The 24,767-nt window shown below is 61.7% G+C and carries 22 protein-coding genes; 10 read left to right on the top strand and 12 right to left on the bottom strand.

From position 1 onward, the window contains the following. Positions 1–161: 161 nt before the first annotated feature. The 8 genes from glyS to rpoZ all read right to left on the bottom strand — a co-directional run bounded on the left by glyS (position 162) and on the right by rpoZ (position 6,860). Positions 162–2,252 (bottom strand): glycine--tRNA ligase subunit beta, encoded by a 2,091-nt coding sequence (glyS, locus tag DAAHT2_RS08705; RefSeq protein ID WP_013163926.1) that lies wholly within the window; start codon positions 2,250–2,252, stop codon positions 162–164. A 7-nt stretch (positions 2,253–2,259) separates the two neighbouring features. Next, positions 2,260–3,042, bottom strand: coding sequence for a GTP cyclohydrolase, FolE2/MptA family (locus tag DAAHT2_RS08700; RefSeq protein WP_013163925.1), 783 nt, complete (start codon positions 3,040–3,042; stop codon positions 2,260–2,262). A gap of 11 nt (positions 3,043–3,053) precedes the next feature. Then, complete coding sequence (locus DAAHT2_RS08695; RefSeq protein WP_013163924.1) at positions 3,054–3,404, bottom strand: response regulator; 351 nt, start codon at positions 3,402–3,404, stop codon at positions 3,054–3,056. 20 nt (positions 3,405–3,424) lie between these two features. Then, positions 3,425–4,429 (bottom strand): galactose-1-phosphate uridylyltransferase, encoded by a 1,005-nt coding sequence (galT, locus tag DAAHT2_RS08690; protein WP_013163923.1) that lies wholly within the window; start codon positions 4,427–4,429, stop codon positions 3,425–3,427. Positions 4,430–4,436: 7 nt separating this feature from the next. Next, positions 4,437–4,802: an RNA polymerase-binding protein DksA gene (gene dksA, locus DAAHT2_RS08685; protein WP_013163922.1), complete on the bottom strand. Its 366-nt coding sequence runs from the start codon at positions 4,800–4,802 to the stop codon at positions 4,437–4,439. 33 nt (positions 4,803–4,835) lie between these two features. Further along, positions 4,836–5,339 (bottom strand): cyclic pyranopterin monophosphate synthase MoaC, encoded by a 504-nt coding sequence (moaC, locus tag DAAHT2_RS08680; protein WP_013163921.1) that lies wholly within the window; start codon positions 5,337–5,339, stop codon positions 4,836–4,838. 29 nt (positions 5,340–5,368) lie between these two features. Next, positions 5,369–6,481: a molecular chaperone DnaJ gene (gene dnaJ / locus DAAHT2_RS08675; protein WP_041719572.1), complete on the bottom strand. Its 1,113-nt coding sequence runs from the start codon at positions 6,479–6,481 to the stop codon at positions 5,369–5,371. 94 nt (positions 6,482–6,575) lie between these two features. After that, complete coding sequence (gene rpoZ / locus DAAHT2_RS08670) at positions 6,576–6,860, bottom strand: DNA-directed RNA polymerase subunit omega (RefSeq protein ID WP_013163919.1); 285 nt, start codon at positions 6,858–6,860, stop codon at positions 6,576–6,578. 235 nt (positions 6,861–7,095) lie between these two features. Here rpoZ and DAAHT2_RS08665 point away from each other — a divergent pair, with 235 nt between their 5' ends. The 4 genes from DAAHT2_RS08665 (at position 7,096) to DAAHT2_RS08650 (ending at position 9,625) form a co-directional block, all read left to right on the top strand. Continuing rightward, complete coding sequence (locus DAAHT2_RS08665; protein ID WP_013163918.1) at positions 7,096–7,434, top strand: hypothetical protein; 339 nt, start codon at positions 7,096–7,098, stop codon at positions 7,432–7,434. 29 nt (positions 7,435–7,463) lie between these two features. Next, complete coding sequence (locus DAAHT2_RS08660; protein WP_013163917.1) at positions 7,464–8,243, top strand: FlgO family outer membrane protein; 780 nt, start codon at positions 7,464–7,466, stop codon at positions 8,241–8,243. Positions 8,244–8,372: 129 nt separating this feature from the next. Further along, positions 8,373–8,915 (top strand): FlgO family outer membrane protein, encoded by a 543-nt coding sequence (locus DAAHT2_RS08655; protein ID WP_218914993.1) that lies wholly within the window; start codon positions 8,373–8,375, stop codon positions 8,913–8,915. Further along, complete coding sequence (locus DAAHT2_RS08650; RefSeq protein ID WP_013163915.1) at positions 8,912–9,625, top strand: hypothetical protein; 714 nt, start codon at positions 8,912–8,914, stop codon at positions 9,623–9,625. The genes DAAHT2_RS08655 and DAAHT2_RS08650 overlap by 4 nt, the downstream gene beginning before the upstream one ends. A gap of 119 nt (positions 9,626–9,744) precedes the next feature. On the opposite strand, the gene DAAHT2_RS08645 is transcribed toward DAAHT2_RS08650, so the two are convergent. Further along, positions 9,745–11,043, bottom strand: a complete 1,299-nt coding sequence (locus DAAHT2_RS08645) for an adenylosuccinate synthase (protein WP_013163914.1) — start codon at positions 11,041–11,043, stop codon at positions 9,745–9,747. 216 nt (positions 11,044–11,259) lie between these two features. Here DAAHT2_RS08645 and DAAHT2_RS08640 point away from each other — a divergent pair, with 216 nt between their 5' ends. Both DAAHT2_RS08640 and tatC read left to right on the top strand, forming a co-directional pair. Further along, positions 11,260–11,634: a twin-arginine translocase TatA/TatE family subunit gene (locus DAAHT2_RS08640; protein WP_013163913.1), complete on the top strand. Its 375-nt coding sequence runs from the start codon at positions 11,260–11,262 to the stop codon at positions 11,632–11,634. Beyond that, entirely contained in the window at positions 11,631–12,359 is a 729-nt protein-coding gene (tatC, locus tag DAAHT2_RS08635) for a twin-arginine translocase subunit TatC (protein ID WP_013163912.1), read from the top strand. The genes DAAHT2_RS08640 and tatC overlap by 4 nt, the downstream gene beginning before the upstream one ends. A 268-nt stretch (positions 12,360–12,627) precedes the next feature. On the opposite strand, the gene DAAHT2_RS08630 is transcribed toward tatC, so the two are convergent. Beyond that, the gene (locus tag DAAHT2_RS08630) at positions 12,628–13,668 is read right to left on the bottom strand and encodes a radical SAM protein (protein ID WP_013163911.1); all 1,041 of its coding nucleotides are present in this window, start codon (positions 13,666–13,668) and stop codon (positions 12,628–12,630) included. Positions 13,669–13,794: 126 nt separating this feature from the next. Between DAAHT2_RS08630 and DAAHT2_RS08625 the strand changes: the two genes are divergently transcribed. After that, a complete protein-coding gene (locus DAAHT2_RS08625; RefSeq protein WP_013163910.1) occupies positions 13,795–14,067 on the top strand; it encodes a hypothetical protein in 273 nt (90 codons plus the stop codon). Between the two features lie 148 nt (positions 14,068–14,215). Here DAAHT2_RS08625 and DAAHT2_RS08620 read toward each other — a convergent pair whose 3' ends face one another. Further along, entirely contained in the window at positions 14,216–15,055 is an 840-nt protein-coding gene (locus DAAHT2_RS08620) for an SDR family NAD(P)-dependent oxidoreductase (RefSeq protein ID WP_013163909.1), read from the bottom strand. Between the two features lie 16 nt (positions 15,056–15,071). Next, positions 15,072–16,829, bottom strand: coding sequence for a LysM peptidoglycan-binding domain-containing protein (locus tag DAAHT2_RS08615; protein ID WP_013163908.1), 1,758 nt, complete (start codon positions 16,827–16,829; stop codon positions 15,072–15,074). Between the two features lie 235 nt (positions 16,830–17,064). Here DAAHT2_RS08615 and DAAHT2_RS08610 point away from each other — a divergent pair, with 235 nt between their 5' ends. The 3 genes from DAAHT2_RS08610 (at position 17,065) to DAAHT2_RS08600 (ending at position 24,748) form a co-directional block, all read left to right on the top strand. Next, positions 17,065–20,376, top strand: coding sequence for a transglycosylase domain-containing protein (locus DAAHT2_RS08610; RefSeq protein ID WP_013163907.1), 3,312 nt, complete (start codon positions 17,065–17,067; stop codon positions 20,374–20,376). A gap of 151 nt (positions 20,377–20,527) precedes the next feature. Beyond that, positions 20,528–22,258: a hypothetical protein gene (locus DAAHT2_RS08605; protein WP_157861447.1), complete on the top strand. Its 1,731-nt coding sequence runs from the start codon at positions 20,528–20,530 to the stop codon at positions 22,256–22,258. A gap of 123 nt (positions 22,259–22,381) precedes the next feature. After that, on the top strand, positions 22,382–24,748 hold the full coding sequence (locus DAAHT2_RS08600; protein ID WP_013163905.1) for a chemotaxis protein CheA: 2,367 nt from the start codon (positions 22,382–22,384) through the stop codon (positions 24,746–24,748). Positions 24,749–24,767: the final 19 nt, after the last annotated feature.

The raw sequence follows: 24,767 nt of genomic DNA, 5'->3' as shown, positions 1-24,767 counted from the left end.
CTCGGCGGGCATCCTGCCCGCCTCCGAGGCGCTGGCGGCCTCCTGCGCGTCCATGCGCCCGGCCGCCAGCGAACCAGCCGCTACCGGTTGCCGTGGCCCCGTCCAGGTTTTACTCGTCTTGTTTCATGGCCGGGGTACCCCGTGAGCTTCGCTGTTGAATTTTATTTTTGCAGGGCGTACATGCGGGAGAAGTCGCCCACCCGACGAAACAGGGCGGCGATGGCGGTGAGCAGGGCCAGGCGGTTGCGTTTTAACTGCTCATCCTCGGCCATGACCATCACCTGGTCGAAAAACCGGTCGATGGGCTCTTTCATGGTCAGGATATGCTCCAGGGTCTGCCGGTAAGCGCCGTCTCGCAGCAGAGGAGCGGCGGCGGCGGTTACCCGGGCCAACACCGCCGCCAGTTCTTTTTCCGCCGGTTCCTGCAGCAGTTGGGGGTCGATACGGTCGTCGCGGTTGTCTTTGATGATGTTGTTGACCCGCTTAAAGGAGCCGGCCAGCAGGGTGAAGCTCGGTTGAGAGCTGACCGCCACCAGGGCCTCGATGCGGGCCTGGCAGTCGTTTACCTCCTGGAAATCGACGCTGAGTACCGCTTCCACCGCCTCCGCCGGCAGGCCGCGGCCGGTGAGATCATTGGCCAGGCGTCCTTTGATGAACTCCAGCAGGCGGTCTCGGGCCGCGGCCGGTTGCTCTTGCAACTGGCAGTCATAAAGCGACAGGGCGGTCTCAATCCAGGGCTTGAGAGGCAGCTTGAGTTTATGCCCCAGCAGCAGGTGGATCAGGCCCACCGCCTGGCGCCGCAGGCCGAAGGGGTCGGCGGCGCCGGTCACCTTAAGGCCGATGCCGAAACAGCCGGCCAGGGTGTCCAGCCGGTCGGCAATTCCCAGCAGGGCGCCGGTCCGGTCCTGGGGCAGTTGGCCGCCGGCCCGCAGGGGCAGGTAGTGGCTGTAGAGGGCCTCGGCCACCTCTTCGCTCTCTCCCTGGCGCCGGGCGTAATCACGGCCGATGTTGCCCTGCAGCGAGGGGAATTCATCCACCATGCTGGTCAGCAGGTCGGCCTTGCAGAGCTGGGCGGCCCGGCGGACGGCGGCGCTCAGTTCCGGGGCAAATTCGTCGGCCAGGCGCCCGGCCAGTTGTTCCAGGCGGGCGGTTTTATCGGCCATGGTGCCCAGTTGGTGCTGGAAGATAATGCCGTTAAGGCGTCCGGCCAGTTGGCTTAAGGGGCGCTGCTGGTCCTCGTTGAAAAAGAAGAAGGCATCTTCCAGCCGGGCTCGCAACACCCGCTGGTGCCCTTCGGCCCCCACGGCGGGATCTTTGACCCGGGTGTTGTTAACCGCCACGAAACGGGGTTGCAGGTTGTCTTGCTCGTCCACCACCGCAAAATATTTCTGGTGCTCGCGCATGGAGGTGATCAGCACCTCCCGGGGCAGTTGCAGAAAACGCTCGGCGAAGCTGCCGCAGATGGCAAAAGGGGCCTCCACCAGGTTGGTCACCGTTTCCTCCAGTTCTGGGTCTGGGAGGATGCGGCCGCCGGCCTCGGCGGCGGCCCGGTTGATTTCCGCCACCATGGCTTGGCGCCGTTCAGCGGGGTCCACCAGCACCTGGTACTGGCGAAGCTGATCGCGGTAGGTGCTGAAAGTGGTGGCCTGGATCGACTGGGGGGCCAGAAAGCGGTGCCCCCAGGTGTGGTCACCGGCGCTTAGCTCTTCCAGGCTGAAGGCCAGGGAGCGGCCCTGGTAAACGGCCAGCAGCCAGCGCAGGGGGCGGGCGAAATGGGTTTTGCCGTTGCCCCAGCGCATGGACTTGGGAAAGGGCAGGCCGGTGATCAGGCCGGGCAGCAGGTCGTTGAGGATCTCGGCGGTGGCCCGCCCCGGCTGTTCCACCCGGGCCTGGAGATATTCCCCTTTGGGGGTGGCAACCACCTGCAGCTCATCCACCGACACGCCTTTGGTGGAGGCAAAACCCAGGGCGGCCTTGGTGGGTTTGCCGTCGGCGTCGAAGGCTGCCTTTTTAGGCGGCCCCATGGCTTCTTCCACCCGGTCGGGCTGGCGTGCGGCCAGTCCCTGGACACTGACGGCCAGCCGGCGGGGGGTGGCGCCGGTGTTGATTTCGCCAAATGCCAGTTCATGCTCCCGCAGGCCTTGGGCCAGGCCGGCTTGCAAGGCTTTGAGGGCGGGCATGAGATAGCCGGCGGGAATTTCTTCGGCGCCGATTTCCAGCAGCAGTTCTCCGCTTGTTTCGGTGTCTGTCATGGTTGTATTATGCCGTACTGTTGATGGTTGCAAAGGTGTTGAAGCCCGCGGCCAGGTTTTCCACCCGGACAGCAAAGCAGCGAATATCCGGGTGCTGTTGCAATTTGCGCCCCAGCGCTCTGGCCAGGTTTTCCACCGCCAGGGCGCATTCGCCGTTGTCGGGGTCGCCGCTGCCTGGTTGGTCGGCTGAAGGCCAGCAGACATCGTGGCGGGTGACGGCCGCCGCCAGTTCGATGATCTCCTCGATCCAGACAAAGCGCTTAAACTGCAAGGTGATGTCGGCGTAACCCCAGTGCCCCAGCGAGCGGGGCAGGCCGCTGCAATGGGCCGGCGGCTTGGGTGGGGCAATGGGGATTCTGATCTCCAGGGTCAGTTCATCCCGGTCGGCCAGCGAGCCATGCATCCGGCAGCGGTATTTACCCACCCCGATGCCGCCGCCGGCCCCCTCCGCCGGGCCATGGCCGAGGACATCGTTTTCGGCGATAAAATAGGGGAACTCGATTTCCAGGTGCGCCGCCTCGGCCTGCAGCCGCTCTTTCATTTCCTCTAAAATAAGGTGAAAACTCTCAAGGTTGATCTCGCCGTGAAAGCGGTTGAGAATCTCCACAAAGCGGCTCATGTGGGTGCCCTTGAAATGGTGGGGCAGGTTGACGTACATGTTGACCGTGGCCACGGTGCGCTGGCTGCGGCGAGCCCGGTCCAGTACCTTGATGGGGTAGGAGATGTTTTTGATCCCTACCTTTCTGATGTTGATCCGCCGGTGATCCGGCTGGCCCTGAATATCCCGCATCCCGGCGCGGCTCAGGCGAGGTATTTTTTGACCGCGGCCTTAAGTTCGCTCAGGTCGGCGGATTTAACGATGTACTCTTCAGAGGCCCAGGAAGCCAGGTCCTGCTTGAATTCCTGGTAGGCGGAGCAGAGGATCACCGGAATGGAGGGGTTGATTTCCTTGATCTGGCGCAGGGCCTCGATGCCGTTCATGCCCGGCATGTTGATGTCGAGGATGATCAGGTCCGGCTTGACGATTCCCAGTCGTTCCAGGGCCTCTTCCCCGGTGAGGGCCGAATGCACTTCAAAACCTTCTTCTTCCAGTTCTTCGCGGTAGAGCAGGTGGATGGATTCTTCGTCGTCAACCAGCAGTATTTTCTTCATGGTCCAGCTCCTTTGTCAGGTCAGTCGATTTCTGCTTCCCGGAGGAACCGGGCCGCTTCTTCCGGAGCCACGGGGTTGATGTAGAAGCCGGAACCCCACTCGAAACCGGCAATCATGGTCAACTTGGGGGTGATCTCAAAGTGCCAGTGGTAGTGCTCCAGGGCCGGTGATCGCAGGGGGGCGGCATGGAGCACGAAGTTGTAGGGGACATCGGGCAGGCATTTGTCCAGCCGGCGCAGGCATTCGGAAAAAATTTCGGTCAACGCCCGAAAGGTTTCATTGTCCGAGTTGCAGTAAGATGAACTGTGCTTGCGGGGCAGAATCCACATTTCAAAGGGCGAACGGGGGGCAAAGGGGACAATGGCCAGGAACTTGTCGTTTTTGGTCACCACCCGGATATCCTGTTCCAGTTCCTGGTGAATGATGTCGCAAAAAACGCAACGCTCCTTGTAGCGGTAGTACGACAGGCTGCCTTCCAGCTCCGAGGTGATCATCCGGGGCAGAATTGGCAGGGCCACCAGTTGCGAGTGGGAATGCTCCAGCGAGGCCCCGGCGGCGGCGCCGAAGTTTTTGAAGATCATCACGTAACGGAAGCGCTCGTCCTTGCCCAGGTCCACCAGGCGGTCGCGGTAGGCCCAGAAAACCTGCACCATCCGCTCCGGCGGCAAGTAGGTAAAGGTTTCGGCGTGATCCGGGGTTTCAATGAGCACTTCATGCGCCCCGATGCCGTTCATCCGGTCATAAAGACCCTCGCCCTGCTTGTTCAGGTCGCCTTCGATCACCAGGGCGGGATATTTGTTGGGTACCACCCGCAGGCTCCAGCCGGGCTGGTTTTTCAGGCGTTGCTGGTTGTCGGAGTAGGCCAGCACCTCCGGGGGGGTGGTGTTTTCGTTGCCGGGGCAGAGAGGGCAGAAGCCCCCTTTGGCTTTGCTTTGATCAATAATGAAATCACTGGGGCGCTTGCCGCGTTCGGTGGCAATGATGATCCAGCGCCCGATGATCGGATCTTTGCGGAGTTCCGGCATGGCTGTTTTATCTTCCTTGTTGGGCCTTTTCCTGGTTTTCCTGCCTGGTCTTGCAGTCGATGCACTGGGTGGTTACCGGGCGGGCCTCCAGGCGTTTGAGGGAAATATCGTCGCCGCAGGCCTCGCAGATACCGTAGGTGTCGTCATCGATCCGGGCGATGGCCTCTTTGATTTTGGCCAGCAGCTTGCGTTCCCGATCCCGGATGCGCAACTCGAAGCTGCGGTCGCTTTCAGCGGTGGCCCGATCGGTGGGGTCGGGGTAGCTGTCGCTGTGGTCGGTCATCTCATGGATGGTTTTCTCCGCCTCGCTGAGCAGTTGTTGGCGCATTTCTTCCAGCTTGTTGCGAAAATAATCTCGATCTTTTTGCTCCATGCTCGTTCCTCGTGCCAAACCGTTACAGGATGGTTATCGGGCCTGGTAGGTCCCGCTTTTGCCGCCGCTCTTGGCAAGCAGGCGGATGTTGTCGATGGTCATGGATTTGTCCACCGCCTTGCACATATCATAAATGGTCAGGGCCGCCACAGATACCGCCGTGAGGGCCTCCATCTCAACCCCGGTTTTGCCGACCAGGCTGGCGGTGGCTTCAATCGCCACGGCGTTGGCCTGGTCGTCAAGCTGGAAATCCACCGTCACCTGGTTCAGGTTCAGGGGATGACAAAGGGGGATCAGCTCACCTGTCTTTTTGGCGGCCATGATCCCGGCGATCCGGGCGATGCCCAGCACATCACCCTTGCCGGCCCGACCGCTTTTCAGCAACTGGTAGGCCTCGCCGGACATGGTTATCCGGCCGGCGGCGGTGGCCTGCCGGGCGGTGTCCTGCTTGTTGCCGACATCCACCATCCAGGCCCGTCCCGCCTGGTCGAAATGGGTGAAGCCGCCTGGCGGCCGCTTGTCTTCCTGTTGCTTCACCGTGCACCCCTCATATAGCCTTGGCCGACCTATAAATGAAAGAACTTTTTCAGAAAACCGGCGCCCTTCTTTTTCTGTTCGTCGCTTTTTTCTTCAATTTCCGCAAATTCCCGCAGCAGTTCTTTCTGGCGCCGGCTGAGCCGATCTGGTACCACCAGCTTGATTTCGCAGATCATGTCGCCGTTGCCGCTCCCGCGCAGCCGTGGCACGCCCCTGCCGGAGAGGGTCAGGTGCTTGCCCGGCTGGGTGCCGGCGGGAATTTTTAGTTTTTCCGGCCCGTGGACCGTGGGGACCTCCAGGGTGCAGCCCAAGGCCGCCTGGGAAAAGGAAACCGGGATGGTGGCGAAAATATGGTCTCCTTCCCGCTGAAAAAATTTGTGGGGCTCGACGTGGAGGATCACGTAGAGGTCTCCCGCCGGCCCGCCCCGGCGGCCGCCTTCGCCTTCTCCCCGCAGCCGCATTCTGGCGCCGCTGTCCACCCCGGCGGGGATTTTCAGGGTGACCTTGCGGGGGCGTTCAACCAGTCCCTGGCCCTGGCAGTCCTGGCAGGGCTCGGTGATTACGGCGCCCTGGCCGCGGCAGTGGGGACAGGCGGTCTGGATGCGAAAGGGACCCTGGGCCTGCAGCACCTGCCCCATCCCCTTACAGGTGGTGCAGGTTTCCGGCTGGTAGCCGGGGCGCAGGCCGGAGCCTTCGCAGGTCCAGCAGGTGTCTTGCTTGCGAATTTCGACCTCCTTCTCGGCGCCGAATATCGCCTCCATAAAACTGATGTTCAGGTCGTAGCGCAGATCGTGGCCGGGGATCGGCCCCCGGTGGTTGCGCGGGCCGCGGCGGCCGCCGAAACCGAAAAGGTCACCAAAGATATCGCTGAAGCCGCTGAAGATATCGTCGAACCCGCCAGGGCCGTTGTAGCCGCTATCCCGCAACCCGGCCACCCCGTAGCGGTCGTAAATCTTGCGTTTTTCCAGGTCGCCCAGGACTTCGTAAGCTTCGGTGGCGATTTTGAATTTATCTTCCGCCTCTTTGTCGTCGGGGTTGCGGTCGGGATGATACTTCAGGGCCAGCTTGCGGTAGGCCTTTTTGATTTCCTCCCGGGAGGCATTGGAAGAAACCCCCAGGGTCTGGTAGTAATCAATGTCCATGCTTTGCTGCCGGTTTACCATAACGCTGTGGAAATCTTTGGCGAAGTTTTGGGGAAGCGCTCACGGGGTAGACCCTGCACCGCTTGCCCCGGGGTTATGCTTCGGCGGCTGGTGCCGCGGGGGGCGTGTCGGCTTCCTGGTCGACGGTGACCGCGGCTTGTTCCTGCAGTTGTTTTTTCAAGCCCCGAACATTGTCGAAGTTAACCATGCCGTTGGCGATTTCCCGCAAAGTGCAAACAATTTCCTTGTTCTTGCAGCGTTCGGGAAAGGGTGCTCCCTGGCGATGCTGTTTGACCCGCTCCACCGCCAGGTGAATCAGGGCAAAACGATTTTCATTGCCGATCTGCTGCAGGCAATCTTCCACGGTGATCCTCGCCATAACTGCTTCCTCCCGGTCAAGAAACTTGACATGATTCGCGTGCTTAACTCATGGCGGCACCCCGCCGCCAAACCATAAATATATAACTGATCATGGCCGGGAGGTAAAGGGCTATTTCAGTCTGGTCGTTTTTGCGGCCTGGCATGGAATCTGCAATATCTCCCGGTGACCGTAAGGTTGGTGCTGCGGGCGGCAATATCTGCCGCCCGGCCGGGACCGCAAAAGGAGGTGGAAGATGTTGCACTGGAGAAAAGTCGTTGCCTGGCCGACAAAGTTGACCGGCAGGGGGCTGGCCGGGCTGGTATTGATAGTGGTAATGCTGTTGCTGCTGTTGACCGCCGGTTGCGCGGGGTTGCGGTCAACATTGCTGGAAGCTGACAAGCGCCCCTCTTTCCTGAGGTTCGGCCAGCAGGAGGAAGAAAAAAGCGTGGTGCCAGTGGTTTATCCGGCCGGTCCGACCGCCCGGGAAATGGCCGGCAGGGACGACAATCCCATGACCGCTGAATTTGGCCCGGCCTGGCAAGGTCTGGAGCCGGTTTATCGGGAGTACAGTTTTAATCCTTTTGAGCCGTAAGACGGTAAATTTTGCCTGGTGAGGTCAAAATGATGACACTGCAGAAAAAAGGTTTGGGCCTGCTGGCCGCCGGCCTGCTCCTCGGCGGTTATGCCGGCTCGGCGGTGGGCGACCATACCGCGGCGGGCTCCGCCGCCGCCGTGGAGGTGCCCCACAATTACTACCACTATAATTATCCCCATGAAATTCCCGCCGACTATGTCTATCGCACCGGCCGGGTTTTTTCGCCCGAGGAGCTGGCCCGCCAGGCTGCCCGGCAGGATGAGGTTGAGCCCGCTGAGGGAGTGGTCGGGTTGCCACCGGAGTGGGGGTTGACGGACCGGGTCTTGCGCGCCATGGTGGCCGATCTGCTGGCCTCCGGCCGGGAGGAGTTGCGTGAGGGCTATACCCTGGCGGTCAGCACCCCGGTGAACCTGCGGGATCTTTACGCCACTTCCTCTTTCGGGCGGCTGCTGGGGGAGCGGCTGCTGGGCGAGTTGCAGCAGGCCGGCCTGGCGGTGGTGGATGTGCGCAAAACCCCGGCCATGCTGATAAAAGATCGGCACGGCGAGTACGGCTTATCCCGTGATATGGACGAACTTTCTTTCGTCCAGGAGGCCCAGGCGGTTCTGGTGGGCACATATACCGTGACCGGGAAGCGGCTGCTGGTGGATCTGCGGGTGTTGCGCAACCGTGACAACCGGGTGCTGGCTTCGGCCCGTCGGGATTTTGACATGAGTCGGGAACTCAGTACCCTGCTGGCCGATGAAGAAAGCCCGCGGCGGCCGGTGGCGCAGGTACCGGTGCGGGATTTTTATGAGCAAAATTAGCGGTGCGGCGGAAGGAACGTAACCATGAAAAAGTTAGTCAAACAAGGGTGTTGGGCCGCTTTTGCGGGCGTGTTGCTGCTCGTTTTGGGGGGCTGTGGTTTCAGGAGTAGTGAGCCGGAGCCGCGGCCGGTGCACACCGGGGCCACCATTTCAGTGATCAGCCCGGATTTTTTCGGGATCAGTGAAGATCTGGCCGGGCAACTGGTGGGCAATTACCGCCGGGGCGGGCAACCCGGCGGCACCCGGTTGATCCTGACCTCCCTGGTGGACCTCGATAACCTGGACAACTCCAGCCGCTTCGGGCGGACCCTGAGCGAGTCGTTGGCCACCCAGCTCTTCCGACGCGGTTTCGCGGTGGAGGAGGTGCGCAAGGCGGAGGCCTTGATCTTCCGCGACCCCGGCGGTGAACTGGTGCTTTCCCGCGACGTTTCACGGCTGGCCCGGGCCCATGAGGCCCATGCGGTGGTGGCGGGCACCTATTCGTTAACCCGGCAGACGGTGATCGTTAACCTGCGCTTGGTGGACGCCGCCTCCCGGACAGTGCTGTCGGTGGCCGGGATGGAAATCCAGCGTTCACCGGCCATTGATCATCTGTTGCAAGAGGGCACGACCATGGGCCGGCACCGGGTAGAGGGACTGCAGGATGTCGGGCTTTCGGGGTACGAGCGATGAAAAAAAGTAAATTTGAGAGCATCGCCTGGGAGGAACAAGGCGGCGGCATCGGCCGGGGGTTGTCTGGCCAGCCGTTACGGCTGCTGGGCTGCGCTTTGCTGCTGGTTTTGCTGTTGGCCTCCTGTGGCGCCAAGCAGCAGCAACCGGGCAGTATTTACGTGCCGCCGGTCAAAGGGGCGCCGGTGGTTTATCTGCACCCTGCGGAACCCGGCCATTATCGTCAGGCCACGGTGGGGGTGCTGCCCTTCAGGGTGCCGGCCAATCATGAAGCGGCGCAGGGGGAGGCCCTGGCCGCCCTGTTTCGGGATGTTCTGCTGGCCAAGGAAGTGTTTCCGCGGGTGGTGACCAGCCGCCGCCCTTACGGCGACTTTGAAGATGCCATTGCTCAGGGCCGCCAGGCCGGCGTCGACCTGGTGCTGGCCGGGCGCCTGCACCGGGCCTTGGATGCCACCGAGCTGGGAGGGGCAAGGGCGGAAATGTCCATACGCCTGATCAATGTCCACAGCGGCAACACCGTCTGGCATATCGCCCAGGCCATGGACCAGCCGGTGGATCACCACGATGTCGGCACCTGGAACCGGATCAGGGAATCTTTCTCCCTGCCCCCCATCCGCCCCTCCCGGGGCGCTCCCCCCCTGCCCAACATGCTGGCGGTGATGGCCGAAGACATGTCCGAAGTCCTCAAAGGAGCCCGCCAGGTACCAAAATAGCGACTCATTGCCAAAGGTAAACGGGCAGCAGTGCCGCAGGTTGCGGCAAGCGAGCCGGCGCCGCGTACATCAGTACGCAAGTCGGCTCGATCGCCGCAAGATGCGGTGCTGCTGCCCGTTTACCCAGTGAAGGGGTTGCGTAGCAGCATGGTCTCTTCGCGACCCGGGCCCACGGAGAGGATGGTGGCCGGGGTTTCGGTGAACTCTTCGATTCTTTTGATGTAGGCCCGGGCCTTGGCCGGCAGGTCGTCGGGGTGCCGGGCGTGGCGGATCTCTTCGCTCCAGCCGGCCAGCTTCTCGTAGACCGGTTGCAGTTGCTGGTAATCCTTGAGGTTCTCGGGCATGGTTTCCAGGGTGCTGTCGCCGACCTGGTAGTCAGTGGCCAGTTGCAGCTCCGGCTGGCCGCTTAGCACATCGAGCTTGGTGATGGCCAGGTCGGTGATGCCGTTGAGGCGTATCGCCTCTTTGGCGATCACCCCGTCCAGCCAGCCGCAGCGGCGTTTGCGGCCGGTGGTGGCCCCGAACTCGCCGCCTTTTTGCTGGAGCGCCTCGCCGGTGGGGTCAAAAAGCTCGGTGGGGAAGGGGCCTTCACCTACCCTGGTGGTGTAAGCCTTGAGGATCCCGATTACCGCATCGATGTGGGCCGGCCCAAAACCGCTGCCGGTGCAGGCGTTGCCGGCGATGGTGTTGGAAGAGGTGACAAAGGGATAGGTGCCATGATCGATATCCAACTGGGTGCCCTGGGCACCTTCAAAGAGAATGTGTTTGCCTTCCCGCCGTTGCCGGTCCAGGGCCAGGGCGACATTGCCGATGAAGGGCGCCAGTTGCTCGGCATGTTGCATGAACTCGTCGTAGACCGGGTCCAACTGCAGTGGGTCCATGCCGTACTGCCGGGTCAGCAGGAAGTTTTTGGCTTCGAGGTTCTCCTGCAGGCGCTCCCGGAAAGTCTCCCGGTCCAGCAGGTCGCCCAGCCTGATGCCTCGGCGCAGGATCTTGTCGCCGTAGCAGGGGCCGATGCCGCGCCCGGTGGTGCCGATCTTGCGGCCGGTGGCCAACTGGGCCTCGCTGCCGGCATCCAGCAGTTTGTGGTAAGGCATGATCATGTGGGCCCGGGAGCTGAGCATCAACCGCCGGGGGTTGACCGGAAGCCCCTGGTCGGCCAGCTTTTTCATCTCCTGCAGTAAAACCGCGGGGTCCACCACCACCCCGTTGCCGATGAAGCACTGCTTGTCCTCATACAGGATGCCCGAGGGAATCAGGTGAAAGATGTACTGCTTGCCCTCCACCACCAGGGTGTGGCCGGCGTTGTTGCCGCCCTGGAAGCGGACCACGCTGTCGGCATACCCGGTGAGCAGATCGACGATTTTCCCCTTGCCCTCATCACCCCACTGGGTGCCCACAATTATCACATTGGCCATGGCTTGTTCCTGCCTGCTTTTAAATTTGTTGTTCGGTTAACCGTTGCGCCACAGCGCGCAAACGTAGGCAACATAGCCAACGCCCCCCCAAAAGTCAATCGCCAGAAAAGGCGTGCAGCCGGATAACTTGACAGCGGCCGGGCTCTGCCGTAGATTGCTCCCGACGTGCTTATTCTTGCTTGATGATAATTTCGCTTTGCTTCCGGACAGAACTCTATGTTTGGCATTGGTTTGCCTGAACTGCTGATAATTTTGGCCGTGGCCCTGATTGTGGTGGGCCCCGACAAATTGCCTGAAATGGCCAAATCCATCGCCCGCGGCGTGCTGGAGTTGAAAAAGGCCGTCCAGGAATTGCAGGAGAACGTGGAACAGGAGGTCGGCGACGTCGACAGCTGGAGCCGGGATCTGGAAAAGCCCTTGCCCCGCTTGACCACCGATGAACAGCAACAGGCGGAAAAGGCCTATACCGGGTGGGAAGCGGGGGTGGAGCAGGGCGAGGCCGCCGATGCCGAGTCCGGCGCTGCTGCCGATGATGAGTCGGTGGCCGGCGACGAAGGTGACCCGCCGCCGAAAGCCTCTGCGGGTTCATGAGCGCCCTGGCCTCTCACTTTACTCCCCACCTGCGGGAGTTGCGGCGGCGTCTGCTCACCGTTATCGGGGCGATCGTGCTGGCCAGTGCCGTGGTTTACTGGTTTGTCGAAGATCTGGTTCGCCATCTTTCCGGCCCTTTGGTGCGGATCGACCCCGAACTCAGCCGGCTGGTCTACACCGCTCTTCCCGAGGCCCTGCTCAGTTACCTGAAGTTGTCCCTGTTGCTGGGGGTGATTCTGGCTCTGCCGGTGGCGGTTTATCAGGTGTGGATGTTTGTCGCCCCGGGGTTGCACCGCCGGGAAAAGGTGGTGGCGATCAAGGTGGCGTTGTGGGGTTTTCTGCTCTTTGCCGGCGGGGCACTCTTTGCCTACTTTGTGGTGTTGCCGCAGTTGCTGGTTTTTCTGCTCTGGTTTGCCACCGAGCAAATTCATCCCCACCTCAAGTTGGCGCCCTATCTTAATTTTGTGGTGCGCAGTTCCCTGGCCTTCGGCCTGGCTTTTGAGCTGCCCTTCCTGATGGTCATGGCCACCCGGCTGGAATTGGTGTCCGCTGATTATTTCGTGCGCTACCGGACCTGGTCCTATATCGGGATGATCATTATCTCCCTGCTGCTGGTGGCCGGCGACCCGGTGGCCGCCTTCATGCTGGCCGTGCCGCTTTGCCTGCTGTATGAAGCGGGGATTTTAATCGGCAAAATCTTTGCCCCCCCCGGCGGAGCCCGTTAAAACGGTAAGTTAGTACCCCTGGTGAGCGGTTACGCAGGAGTGGTGTTCCGGGCAAGGAAAGTTCCAGGCAGTTGGTTGTGGCCAGGGGGTGGGGGCCAAACGTCTTTGCTGGAACTGATTACGGCACACCCCGCACGTGACGATAATCCAAATGAGTAAGCGGGTAAGCGGTCGCGGGGTGCCCCAGATTGCGGCAAGCAGCCCGGCGCCGCGTACATCGGTACGCAAGCCGGGCTGATCGCCGCAAGGTGGGGTGCCCCGCGATCACTTACGGCTGTACTTCTTGTTTGAGCAGGCAGCAGGAGATGCGGTGGCGGGGGCGGCCCTGGGGGTCATAGTCGATGTTGCCGGGCTGGAGCAGCTTGTTCATCACGCAGCCTTCGGCGATCTCCAGGGTGAAAAGCTGCCTCTCGGTGAGGCCGGGGTTGGGGACCAGGCGACCGTTTTCAATCTGCCAGGCATGCAGGGGGAAATCTTCGCACAGCGGGCAGAGGTAAACCCGGCCGTTGGGAAAGATAAAGTAGCTCTGTTGCTGTAAGCCGGCGCACTGGAAGGGCTCGCCGGCCTCCAGGTAAACCTTGGGGTAGATAACCCTGATCCCCCGGGCGGCGGCGTCTGCCGCCACCTGTGGCACGATTTCCCGCCACTGCTCGGGGCTGAGTTGTAGAACCGGCTCCGTTTGCGGCCTGGTTGGGGAGTCGGTCGGCCGGGCCGATTTGCCCCGGATGCCGATGACCTGGATAAAAAAACGGCGGCACCCCAGTTTTTCAAGCAGGGCCGGCATTTGCGCCAGGTGGTCGATGTTCATCCGGCTGGCGGTGAAGATCAGACTGACATCAAAGCCCGCTGCAACCGCCTGCTGCAGGTTGGCGGTACAGGTGGCAAAAACCCCCGCCCCCCGGATGGGGTCGTTGATCTCCGGTGTGGGGCCGTCCAGACTGAAGCTCAGCACCGCTTCGTCGGGCGCCAGTCGGGCCAGCAGGTTGTGGTGCAGGTAGCCGTTGGTGTCGATGGTGATCCCCCGGTAGCCCAGCTCCCGGGCACGGCGTACGCCGCTGACCAGATCGGGATGGAGGGTGGGTTCGCCGCCCAGAAAGATAAGGTTGCTTTCCTGATTTGGGGTGGCGAACAACTCCAGCCATTGCATCAGTTCATGGCGCGAGACCGGGCCGCGGCCGTGCTGGTCGGGGTTGATGTAGCAGTGCCGGCAACTGAGGTTGCAACCGGTGAGCAGGTGAAAAAAGATATTGCGTTCGCCGGGTTGAAAAAACAGGGTTCGGGCCCGGTGATTGGAGGTATGTGCTGTCATGGCGGCAACATATCCGGCTTTGGCTTTTCCCGCAACTGTCTGGCCCAGGCGGTAAGCCTGCCGGGTGGCTAATGTGGTGACCAAAAAACAAACCAGATTAACATAAACCAATAAAAAGGTGAGGCGATGAGTGAGGAAGTGAGTTTTTTACCCTATGAAGAGGCGTTGAAACTGGTGGGGGCGGTGATGGAGGAAGAGCATATTCATGAACCGGATCGGCGGGTGCTCACCGTGTACGATAAAAACGAGCGGGAGCTGTGCTGGTTCGACGCCGAGGAGATCATGGCCGAACTGGCAGCCAAGGAAGGGTCCCTGCCCAAAAAAGAGGACGAACTCAAGGCCAAGGCGGTGGAGCTGATCCTCCACCAGATTCCCGCCTGGGCCGCAGAACAGCCCTGACAAGCGTAACCGTCCAGCAGCACCGCATCTTCGGGCGATCAGCCAAGCTTACGTACAGGGGTACGCTGCGCTTGGCTGCTTGCCCGAACCTGCGGCACTGCTGAACGGTTACGGTCCGATCGCCGCAAGATGCGGTGCTGCTGTGCCTTTACAGGATGCCCGGAGGCATGGGGGGCACCCTCTCTCCGCCCAGCAGGTAGCCGCCGTCCAGGCGCAGGGTGGAGCCGGTCATGTAGGTGGCTTCAGTCAGCAGGAAAAGGGCTGCTTTAACCACTTCCTCCGGATCGCCGCTGCGGCCCAGCAGGGTGTGGTCGTGCAGGGTCCGGCGCTGTTCTTCCGACAGCAAGCCCCAGCCCCGGGTTTCTTCGGCGTGGCGGGTTTTGATCAGGCCCAGCATCAGTTCGTTGACCCGCACCGTGGGGGCCCCTTCCCGGGCCCAGGTAGCGGTGAAGGAGGCCAGGGCCCGGTTGGCGGCGGCATAAGCGTCGTTGAAGATCAACCCGGCGGGGCCGCTGCGGCCTACCTGCCCGGCGATGGAGGAGATTACCACCACCGCCGCCGGGTCCCGGTGGCGGGCCGTTTTTTGCAGCAGCGGCAGGGCCTGGCGCATCACCCACCACTTGGCCTTAAGGGTGGTGTTGATCTCCAGGTCCCACTGCTGTTCGGTATAGGGTCCGTGCACCACCGGCATGCCGCCGCGTTCCAGATTGTTGATCAGGAAATCAAGGGTGGAACAGTGCTGCCGGAGGGTGGTGAAAAACTCCTCCACCGCCGTCGCTGTTTGCAGGTCGGCGGTGAGCACCCGGTGTTGGGAGCCCAACTCTTGCAGTTGCCGGGTTAATGAGGCGGTGTCGGCCGGCCAGTCGTAAGTTCCAGCCATCACCGTAGCCCCCCGCCGGGCCAGTTCCAGGGCCAGGCAGCGCCCGATGCCCCGGTTGGCCCCCAGCACCAGGGCGGTTTTGCCGGTTAAAGAGGGCTTCGTGGGCACCGGATAATCCCCTGCTTTAGCGCAACTCGGCGAGCCGAATGAGCAGCTTTTTGCCGGGATGGATCAAGTCGCCGTTGAGCTGGTTCCACTGGCGGATCATCTCGGCGGTGGTCTGGAACTTGCGGGCGATGGACCAGAGCGTGTCGCCGCCCTGGACCTGGTAGTAGGTAACCTCGGGCTGTGACTGCTCGCCGGCGGGCTGCTTGCTCCCGCTGGCCGCCAGGACCGGCTTTTCTCCCGGGGCCGGCTTCAGGTAGAGGGCCAGCTGCTGGCCGGCTCTGATCCGGCGGGGATCACTGATGTCGTTCCAGGCCGCCAGGGTGTCGATGCTGACCCCGTAGCGCCGGGCGATAACCCACATCGATTCCCCGGGCTTGATTTTGTGCAGTACCAGTCCGTCGGGGCCGGCCCCGGTGAGTCCGGCCTGTTGGGGGTCGGCCCCTTCAGGCAGCAGGACGTAGGCGGTTTTCTGAGTCGGTATCCGCAGGCGCTGGCCGATAATCAGTTGTTCCGAGCGCAGGCTGTTGGCCTTCAGCAAGGTGGTTTTGTTGATGTTGTAGCGGTTGCAGATACCGGTGAGGGTGTCGCCGCGACGGACCACGTGGGTCCGGTACTCGACTTCAGCCACCGCCCGAACCCGGGGCAGTTTGGCTGCCACCTGCTGCTTGCTGCCCTGCGGCAGGCGCAGGGTGTAATTGGCCTGCTCCGGCGGGGTGACCAGGCGCCGCAACTGGCGGTTAAGGTCGTGCAATTCATCCAGTTCAAAGTCGCCGGCCAGGGCCACCGCCTCCAGGGCCGTCCAGCGGGGAACCTGCAGGGTTTCGTAGCGCAGAGGTTCGTCGTATGCTATATTGTCGAAACCATACTCTTCCGGGTTTTTGGCGATAATAATGGCGGCGATCAATTTGGGCACATAATGCCGGGTTTCCAGGGCCAGATGATTGTTCCGCGAGATCTCCCAGAAATCGTCGCTGTTGAAACGGCGCATGGCTCCGCGAATGCGGCCGCCGCCGGCGTTGTAGGCGGCTGTTGCCAGGTGCCAGCAGCCGAACTCTTCGTAAAGGTCACCTAAAAAGTTGATGGCGGCCTGGGTGGAGCGGATGGGGTCACGGCGCTCGTCGAGGTAGTCGTTAATGGCCAGGCCGTACTGGCGGGCGGTGGGTGCCATGAACTGCCAGGGGCCCACTGCCCGAGCCCGGGAATAGGCGGTGAGGCTGTAGCCGCTTTCGATCATCGGCAGATAGGCCAGATCCTCTGGCAGCCCGGCTTCCCGGAGCTTTTCCCGGATCATCGGCACGTAACGGCCGGAGCGGGCCAGCCAGCGCTCAAAGGTGATCCGCAGGTCGTTCTGGAAGTAGTCCAGGTAAAATTCGACATGCTTGTTCATCACCACCGGGAAGTCATAAACGGTGTCGTTGATTTCTTCCTCGGAGTCTGCGGCGGGGTCCCAGTCGCCCAGCGCTTCAAACCGGGCCAGCTCTTCCTCCAGAAACTGGTCCGGCTCGGCCGGGGTCAGTTCGCCGGCCTCATCATGGAGCGACGGGTCTGGCGGCGGCGCCGGGATGGTGTATTGGAAAGCAACGACAGGGGGCTGGTGGTGCTCCTGGGCGGTGGGGGCTACTTTGCCGGTGGTGCAGCCGGCCAGTCCGGCTATCAGGCCGAGCAGGGTGGCGAGCAGGATCAGGCCACCGGGGTGTGGTCGAGCCGGCCGCCTGGTGGAAAAACCGGTCGTGGCGGTGGCCGCTACCGCCCAGTTGCGTGGAGGTGACTGCATGGCAAAACATCTCCTGGCTTATAGAAAGATGAAACTTTTTACGATAATTGCTGCTCCGTAATACCAGCAATAACGATAATGTCAGTGCTAAGCAACGCCGGCCGGGCAAGGGGGCAGGCCCGGTGCGCCTAAGCTGCCGTTTTTTACTTGACTCACGGCGGATATGCAAGCAGATATCGGTTGCGGCCGGTTCCGTGGCGGCTGCACCAACCAGTAAAATCGAGTATTTTTAATTATGCTGAAAAAAATCTTTTATACCTCGCTGCTGGGGGGGGTCACCTCCCTGCTGCTGATCGCCGCGACCCTGTTCTGGCTGGTGGTGATCAGCCCGGGCGAGGAGATCAGCCGGGAAAATATTGAAAAAATCCTGGCCATGGAGAGCCCGGTGTATTACCGGGACGGCGCCCGCCGGGTGGGGGTCTTTTTTGAGCAGGCCCATCGCCAGTATGTCCATTTTGAGCAGATTCCCGAGAGTTTTGTCCACGCCATCGTGGCCGCTGAAGACAGCTCCTTTTTTGACCACTACGGGATCGACTTCACCGGGGTGGCCCGGGCCGCCCTGGCCAATATCAAGGCCCGGCGGGTGGTGCAGGGGGGCAGCACCATCACCCAGCAGACCGCCAAGAACCTGTTCGAGCGGCGGGATCGTTCGCTGGCGTCCAAACTGCGGGAGCTGCTCTACGCCCTGCGATTGGAGTATCATTACGAAAAAGAAGATATCCTGGAATTTTACGCCAATCAGTTTTTTGTCAGCGGTAATGCCCGGGGGCTGGGGATGGCGGCGCGGTACTTTTTCGACAAGCCGGTGGAGCAGCTCGACCTGCTGGAAAGCGCCTTTATTGCCGGCAGTGTTAAGGGGCCGAATCATTACAATCCCTTTATCCAGCGCGATGAGGAACGTGAAGAGCGGGCCCGCCGGCGAGCCCGGCAGCGGACCGGCTACGTGCTGGAGCAGATGTACCGGCAAAACTACCTGGATGAACAGCAACTGGCGGCCGTGCGCGGGCAGGAGATTCCCTTTAATCGTGGCCGGATGGCCTATGCCTTGAACACCCTGCTGGACCTGGTCCGGGAAGGGTTGAGCGAGCCGGAGGTGGTGGAGGCTTTAAGTCGACACGGGATCGACAACGTGGCGACTTCCGGGATCAGGGTCATCACCACGGTGGATGGCGATCTGCAGAACGAGGGCCACCATGCGCTGCAAGCGGAGCTTTCCCGGCTTGATACCCGCCTGCTGGGCTACGATCACCAGGCTTTGCAGCAGGTCTATGCCGAGCTGCCCCGGGGCGGTGACTGGCGGCAGCAGCCGGCCCCTTTCATGGTGGGCCGCATAACCGCCATCGAAGGCTCGGAGCGCAACCCGGAGGTCAGGGTGGATCTGGCCGGCCCCAGGTCTCCGGTGGGGGAAGCGCCGCCACCGGCTTACCTTGATCGGGCCGGCCTGTTTAACCTGCTCCAGCCGCTGGCTCATTTTCGTCAGCCCAATCGCCACTGGCCGGAAGCCACCGCCGCTGACCTGGCCCGGTTGCTGGCCCAGCTGAACCAGGACGATCTGGTTTACGTGAGCGTGCGCGAGCGGCGGGCGGATGGCGAACTGCGCTTGAACCTGGAGAAATATCCGGAGCTGCAGGGGGGGGTGCTGGCCCTGCAGGAGGGGGTGGTGCGGGCCATGGTCGGTGGGGTCGACAATCTGCATTACAATCGGGCGGTAACCGCCCGCCGGCCCATGGGCTCGGCGATTAAACCGCTGGTCTATGCCGCGGCGCTGCAGCTGGGCTGGAACAGCGCCGATACCCTGGAAAACCGCCGCAACGTTTTCACCTACCAGAAGCAGGCCTATTTCCCCCGGCCGTTCCAGGCCATCCGCAATGAGCAGGTTTCTATGAGCTGGGCCGGGGTTACCTCGGAAAACCTGGCCAGCATCTGGCTACTTTACCATTTGCTGGATCATCTGTCGCCGGCCAGGTTCACCGAACTGGTCGAGGAGTTGGGGCTGGCCCGGGGGCAGCATGAAAGCCGGGAGGCTTACGTGCAGCGGATCAGGGATCGGATGGGGGTGGTGGTGGATCGTACCGCTCTGTACAATGCGGCCTATGCCCGGGCAGTGGAACTTATTGAGCCGGATCTGCTCTTTGATGGCCTGGTGGAAGAGTTTGAGTTTTTACAAAAACTCCATTACGGGGCCAACTTCGACCGCTACCGGGAGGAGGTTGAGGATGAATTTTTCGCCCCCGGCAGTTCGGCGGCGGATCAACGGGAAGGGCGCACCAGGCTGGCTATTCTGGAGCAGAATGTGTTGCGTTACATGGAGTTGCGGGACAACCTGCGGGTACTGATTGCCAACGAGCCGGAGTTGGCCGAGTCCCGTTCTTCGGGCCGCTTGTACCGGGATGAAAAAAGCGGCGCCTATATTTACAGCGAAGGGCGGCGGCAGAGCGGTTGGCGGCCGGTCGAGTTCCGGGAGCCGGCCGAGTTACCGGACGACGCCGGGGTTGCTCCCCGGCGTTTCTGGGGCGAGGTTTTGCTGGATGGTCACTTGCGGGTGGAGACCCTGGATTTGCTGGAGCAATACCTGGAGGACGAATATCGGCGCCTGGCCTCTCACCCCCCTTATGACCCGCAGGTGCTCTACCGGATCAGGGATTTTCGGGTCATGACCGCCCTGCAGTATCTGGTGGGGCTGAGTCGGGCACTGGGGGTGGAAAGCCGTTTGGACCCGGTGCTTTCTTTCCCCTTGGGATCCAACGCCATAAGTCTGCTGGAGCTGGGCAGAATTTATGAGTCGTTCCAGGACGGCCGGCTATCGCTGAACGCCCCCCGGGTGGACGGTGGCGGACTGGCCATTATCAAAAGAATCGAGGCCAGCGACGGCAAGGTGATCTATGAGCCCCAGCGGACCCAGCGGCGGGTTTTCAGCCCCCGGATCGCCCTGGCGGTCAGCGATATTCTTTACAATACCATGGAGCATGGCACCGGTCGCAGCGCCACCAACCAGATGCGCCTGCAAAGCACCGACACCGGCCGCCAGGAGATTCTGGCGGAGCTTGACCTGGCGGTCCCGCTTTTTGGTAAAACCGGTACCGCCAACCGCTACCTTAATGCCGCCTTTGCCGGCTATTTGCCAAGCCCCGGAGAACGCGATCATTTTTCCCTGGGGCGTGGACATACCCTGGCCGTTTATGTGGGGTACGATGATAATCGGCCCATGGTGCAGGGGGTGACCAGGGTCACCGGCGGGGCCGGGGCCATGCCGGTCTGGGCCCGGCTGGCCGAGGCCGTTTACCGGCATGGCGCTTACGCCGCCGGCCTGGACCTGGAGGATCTGGCTTTTTCCGGGCAGGAGAGGGTGCCGGTGCGCTATCCTGCTCTGGCTCAAATAGAGATTCCGGTTGAAGCCGGCCGCGGCGGTGTGGTAAGCAGAAATCCGAACCGGGAGCGGCCGGAAGCTCGGGATGGCGCTAAAATCACCACCTTCGGCAATCCTGACGGGCCCGGAGAATTGGTGCTGGAGCGTTTCTTTGAACCTTACTGGCGCTACACCGAATAGTTTTAACATCAAGCGGTCACAGGGCACCGCAGGTCGCGGCGATCGAGCCGGTTTACGTACTTACTGTACGCATCAGCGTCTTGCTTGCCGCAACCTTGGGTGCCCTGTGACCGCTTACGCCAAGGCGTTTAGTTCGCCCGGGGGGAGATAAGTGTTGCCGAAAAAATACCTTTACGGATTGTTGTTGCTGGGAGTTTTTACCCTGTTTGGCTGTGCCAAGCCGCCGCCGGTGGCAGTGCCGATGCCGGTGCCGGAAGTGGAGCCGCGACCGGTGGCCGAGCCCTTGCCGGAGCCGGAAGAGCCGCCGCCGACAGTGCGTCCCGATTTCGATCCGGATGAACTGCTGCGCTTTGTGGCGGCGGAAGAGCAAAACCTGACCCCCCGGCTGGCTTACTATCAGGCCAAACGGCAGGAGTGGCACCAGCTTGCCACCGCCCTGGCCGAACTGGTCCCCAGGGAGCAGTGGCCAGCCGGCTGGAGCCAGTGCCTGGCCCAGCTTGACCAGGTGGCGGACGACTTTGAGCTGGCCCGGGAAAAGCTGCGCGATTTGGAGTGGGAAGCCGGCGGCAGCTGGAGCGGTGCGGTTGCCGCTTTGAGCACGGCTTACCGGGCCGACCGGGAGTTTGTGGCCGGAGATTGCGGTACCTATCACCGGCTGGCTAAAAAAACGGTGGCGGCCCGGCTGGATCAGTTTCACGAGGTGGCCTCCGAGCAGTTGCAGGCCGTTTTGCAGCACTATGCCAGCCGGGGCAAAGCCTCGGAAGTGCGGCAAACCCTGGAAGAGTGGCGCTGGATTTATCCCGACCGCATCCTGCCGTTTGCCCTGTTGCAGGAAATCAGCCTGGCTCTTTTCCGGGCCGGGGAAAGGGATCCTGCATTGAGCTTGCTGGCTGAACAGGAAAAAGCCATGGCGGTGGCGATGATGGACACCTCCGCCGTAAGCCGGTTGCGGGGTGATCTGCTGCTGGTCGCCGGGCGTTCCGATGAGGCCCTCAGTCAGTATGAGCAAATAGCTGCCCGCTATGCGGCGGCGGAAGAACAGCGGCAGTGGGTGGATGATCAGTTGCGTTTGTTGCGCGGTCAAATTCCAGCCAGCCGGGAAGAGCGCTCGCTGTTTATGGCATTGCTGGAAGATGCGGTGCTTTTCGATGGTCGGGCCATTCCGGCCGGCATGCAGCAGCGCATGCAGCGCCTGGAGGAACGCTTCCCGGCCGGCATCCTGACTTTCAGGGCCCGCCTGCTGGCCGATGAGGTTGAGCGGCAGTCCCAGGCCTGGTTTGCCGGGCAATTGGGCCGGGTGGAAGAGTCGCTGGCAGAGGGCGCTTTCGATGAAGCCGTGGCTGTGTTGGGGGCGCTTTTGCGTGAAAACCTTAGTCGGGAGCAGGAGGGCCAGGTTCGCCAAATGCTGACGGAGGCCGAAGAGTCCCGCCGGGTGGCGGCGGAGCGGCGCCGACAGTTGGAACAGCAGGCCCTGTCCATTCAATGGGAAGAGGCTAATCGGCTGCTGGGCCTGGGGCAATACGATGAAGCGATTACCCTTTTTGCCCGCCTGCTGGAAAGCGAATACCGGGAAGAGGCTCGCCAGCGCATGGCCGAGGCCGCGCGCGAAGCAGCCACCGAGCTGCGGCGGCAGGCGGCCTCCCTTTTTGTTCGGGCCCGCCGCAGCGATGAACCGGAGCAGGCGGTCGAACTGGCCGGGGAATCATGGCAATTGCTGCGCCGCATCATCAGCCGTTATCCCGACAGTGACATCATTGACCGGGTCATGGACAACCTGGCTTCGGTGGAAGATTATCTGGAAGGGCTGGCCCCCGGCCTGCTTAAGGAGTTACGGGAACGGAGCGAGGCCGTCGGCAATCCTGAGCTTTTTGATAATGAATGAGAAAAAGCTTGTCTTTGTCGCGTCTTTTGGGCACTATGCGTAGGTGAGGCCGGTTTAAATCAATAAATGTTGCTGGCTGCCCATCGGCCGTGCCGCCGATTACTAACGGAACCGAGAATAACCATGTCCCAGGATGAAAATGCGGTAAGTAAAATTCTCGATGATATGGCCGTGAAAATTCTCATGGTCGAGCCGGGTGATCTCTCGGTGGTGGGTGATTTGCTGGCGGCGGCGGAGGATCTGCTGGCCACTGAAGGCGAGGCGGCCAATCTGCCGGTCCTTCATGCCATGGCCCATGCCTTCAAATCCGCCCTGGAGCGGATGATCATGGGCGAGCTGTCTGACTCGGCGGAAAATTATGAGTTGCTGGGCAAGGCCATCACCCAGATCCAGGAGGCGGTCCGCAAGGGAAGCGATATGGATGAGGCCGGGGTGGCCGCTTTTGCCCAGCATCTTAGCGAGGCCGGGTACCCCGTTACGGCTGCCGACCTGCTGGGTGGCGACAAGTCCCTGGCCGAGGAACCGGCCCAAGAGGCGACCCCGATGGAATCCTTGCCGGCCCAAGATAAGGAACCTGGCGCGGCGGCTGAAGCCCCGGCGGAGGTGTCGCCAGAAGCACCGCCGGCACCCGCCTTGGAGCAAGCGCCGGCCGTGGGGGGGGGCGTCCCGGACTTCCTCCAGGACAAGGAGTTGCTGGGGGGCTTTATCGAAGAGGCCTTCGAGCACCTGGAGAGCATTGAGGTCAATGTCCTGGAGTTGGAACAAAACCCCGGCGACCTGGATATCGTCAATAATATTTTCCGTCCTTTTCACACCATCAAAGGGGTTTCCGGCTTTCTCAACCTCCGCACCATCAATAAACTGGCCCATGCCACGGAAAACCTTCTGGATGATGTCCGCAACGGCAAACGTGAGATGGATTCCGATGTCATCGATCTGGTCCTGACCGTTGGCGATACGCTCCGGAGCATGGTGGAAAATATCAAGGAAGTGCTGGAAAACGGCCCGGAGTACTACCAGGATCTGGATATAACCTCCCAACTCGAGCATATCCAGACCCTCCAAGAGGGAAAAAGTCCGGCCGCCAGCGCTCCGGAGGCCCCCGTGGCAGCAACCGGCACAGCAGCGGCCGGCGCCGCCACCGGAGCGCCGGCTGCAGCGGCAGTTCCTGCCGGCGGGGAAGCCCAGTCCTCTTCCGCTGGCGCGGCTGAACCGGCAACAGCCCCCGAAGCCGCGATGCCAGCCCCGGCCGGGGCAGGGCGGCCACAGGGCGGCGAAAGCCCCGCTCCGGCCGCCGCCAATGGCCAGGCTACCCCCCGGAAAAAAATGGGGGCTTCCATCAAGGTGGATGTTGAGAAACTCGACGCCCTGGTCAATGCCGTGGGCGAGCTGGTGATCATGCAATCGCTGGTGCGCCAGAATCCGCTGGTGGCCAAGATCGCCGACCCCAAGCTGATCAAGGATTTTTCCCAGCTCAGCCGGATCACTTCCGATCTGCAGCACACCGCCATGTCCATGCGAATGGTGCCCATCAAGCAGACCTTCGACAAGATGATCCGCCTGGTTCGCGATCTCTCCAAGAAAAGCGGCAAGGAAGTGAACCTGGTCATGGAAGGGGCGGACACCGAGATTGACCGCAACATGGTGGACTCCATCTATGATCCCCTGGTGCACATGATGCGCAACTCGGTGGATCACGGCATTCAACCCCCCGATGAAAGGGTCAAGCATGGCAAAACGCCCACCGGCAAGGTCAGCCTGCGCGCCTACCAGAAGGGCGGCAACATGGTCATTGAGATCGAGGATGACGGGGAAGGGCTCAACACCGTTAAAATTAGGAAAAAGGCGGAAAGCCGGGGTCTGGTTCAGCCCGGCGACAACCTCTCCGACCATGAACTCAACAATATGATCTTCATGCCCGGCTTTTCCACCGCCGACCAGATCACCGATGTTTCCGGCCGGGGGGTGGGCATGGATGTGGTTAAAAAAGCGGTGGAAAAGTTGCGCGGCAAGGTTGAAGTGCAAAGCCAGCCCGGCAAGGGGTCGCTGTTTACCATTCGCCTGCCGCTGACCTTGGCCATCATTGACGGTATTATCGTGCGGGTGGGCAGCGAGCGTTATATCATCCCCACCACCGCCATTCAGGAATCCATGAAGCCCGAGCGCAAGAATTACAACACCGTCCACGGGCGCGGGGAGTCGTTGCTGGTGCGGGGCGAGCTGCTGCCGGTGATCCGGCTTTACAAGCTGTTCGGCGTTGAGAACCCGACCCATACCGACCCTTGCGAAGCCATTGTGGTGGTGGTGGAGAATGAAGGCCGCCGCCGTGCCCTGATGGTGGACGAGTTGTTGGGCAAGGAAGAAGTCGTGATCAAAAACCTGGGCGGGATGTCGGATGTGCGTGGCGTGGCCGGAGGAACCATCTTGGGTGATGGCCGGGTTGGGCTGATCCTCGATCTGGCCGGGGTAATCGCCTCGGCGGCAGAATAAGTGTAACCGTTTACCAGCG

The organism is Desulfurivibrio alkaliphilus AHT 2, from assembly GCF_000092205.1.
Classification (GTDB): Bacteria; Desulfobacterota; Desulfobulbia; order Desulfobulbales; family Desulfurivibrionaceae; genus Desulfurivibrio; species Desulfurivibrio alkaliphilus.
This window is presented reverse-complemented; position numbering and strand designations above follow the sequence as displayed.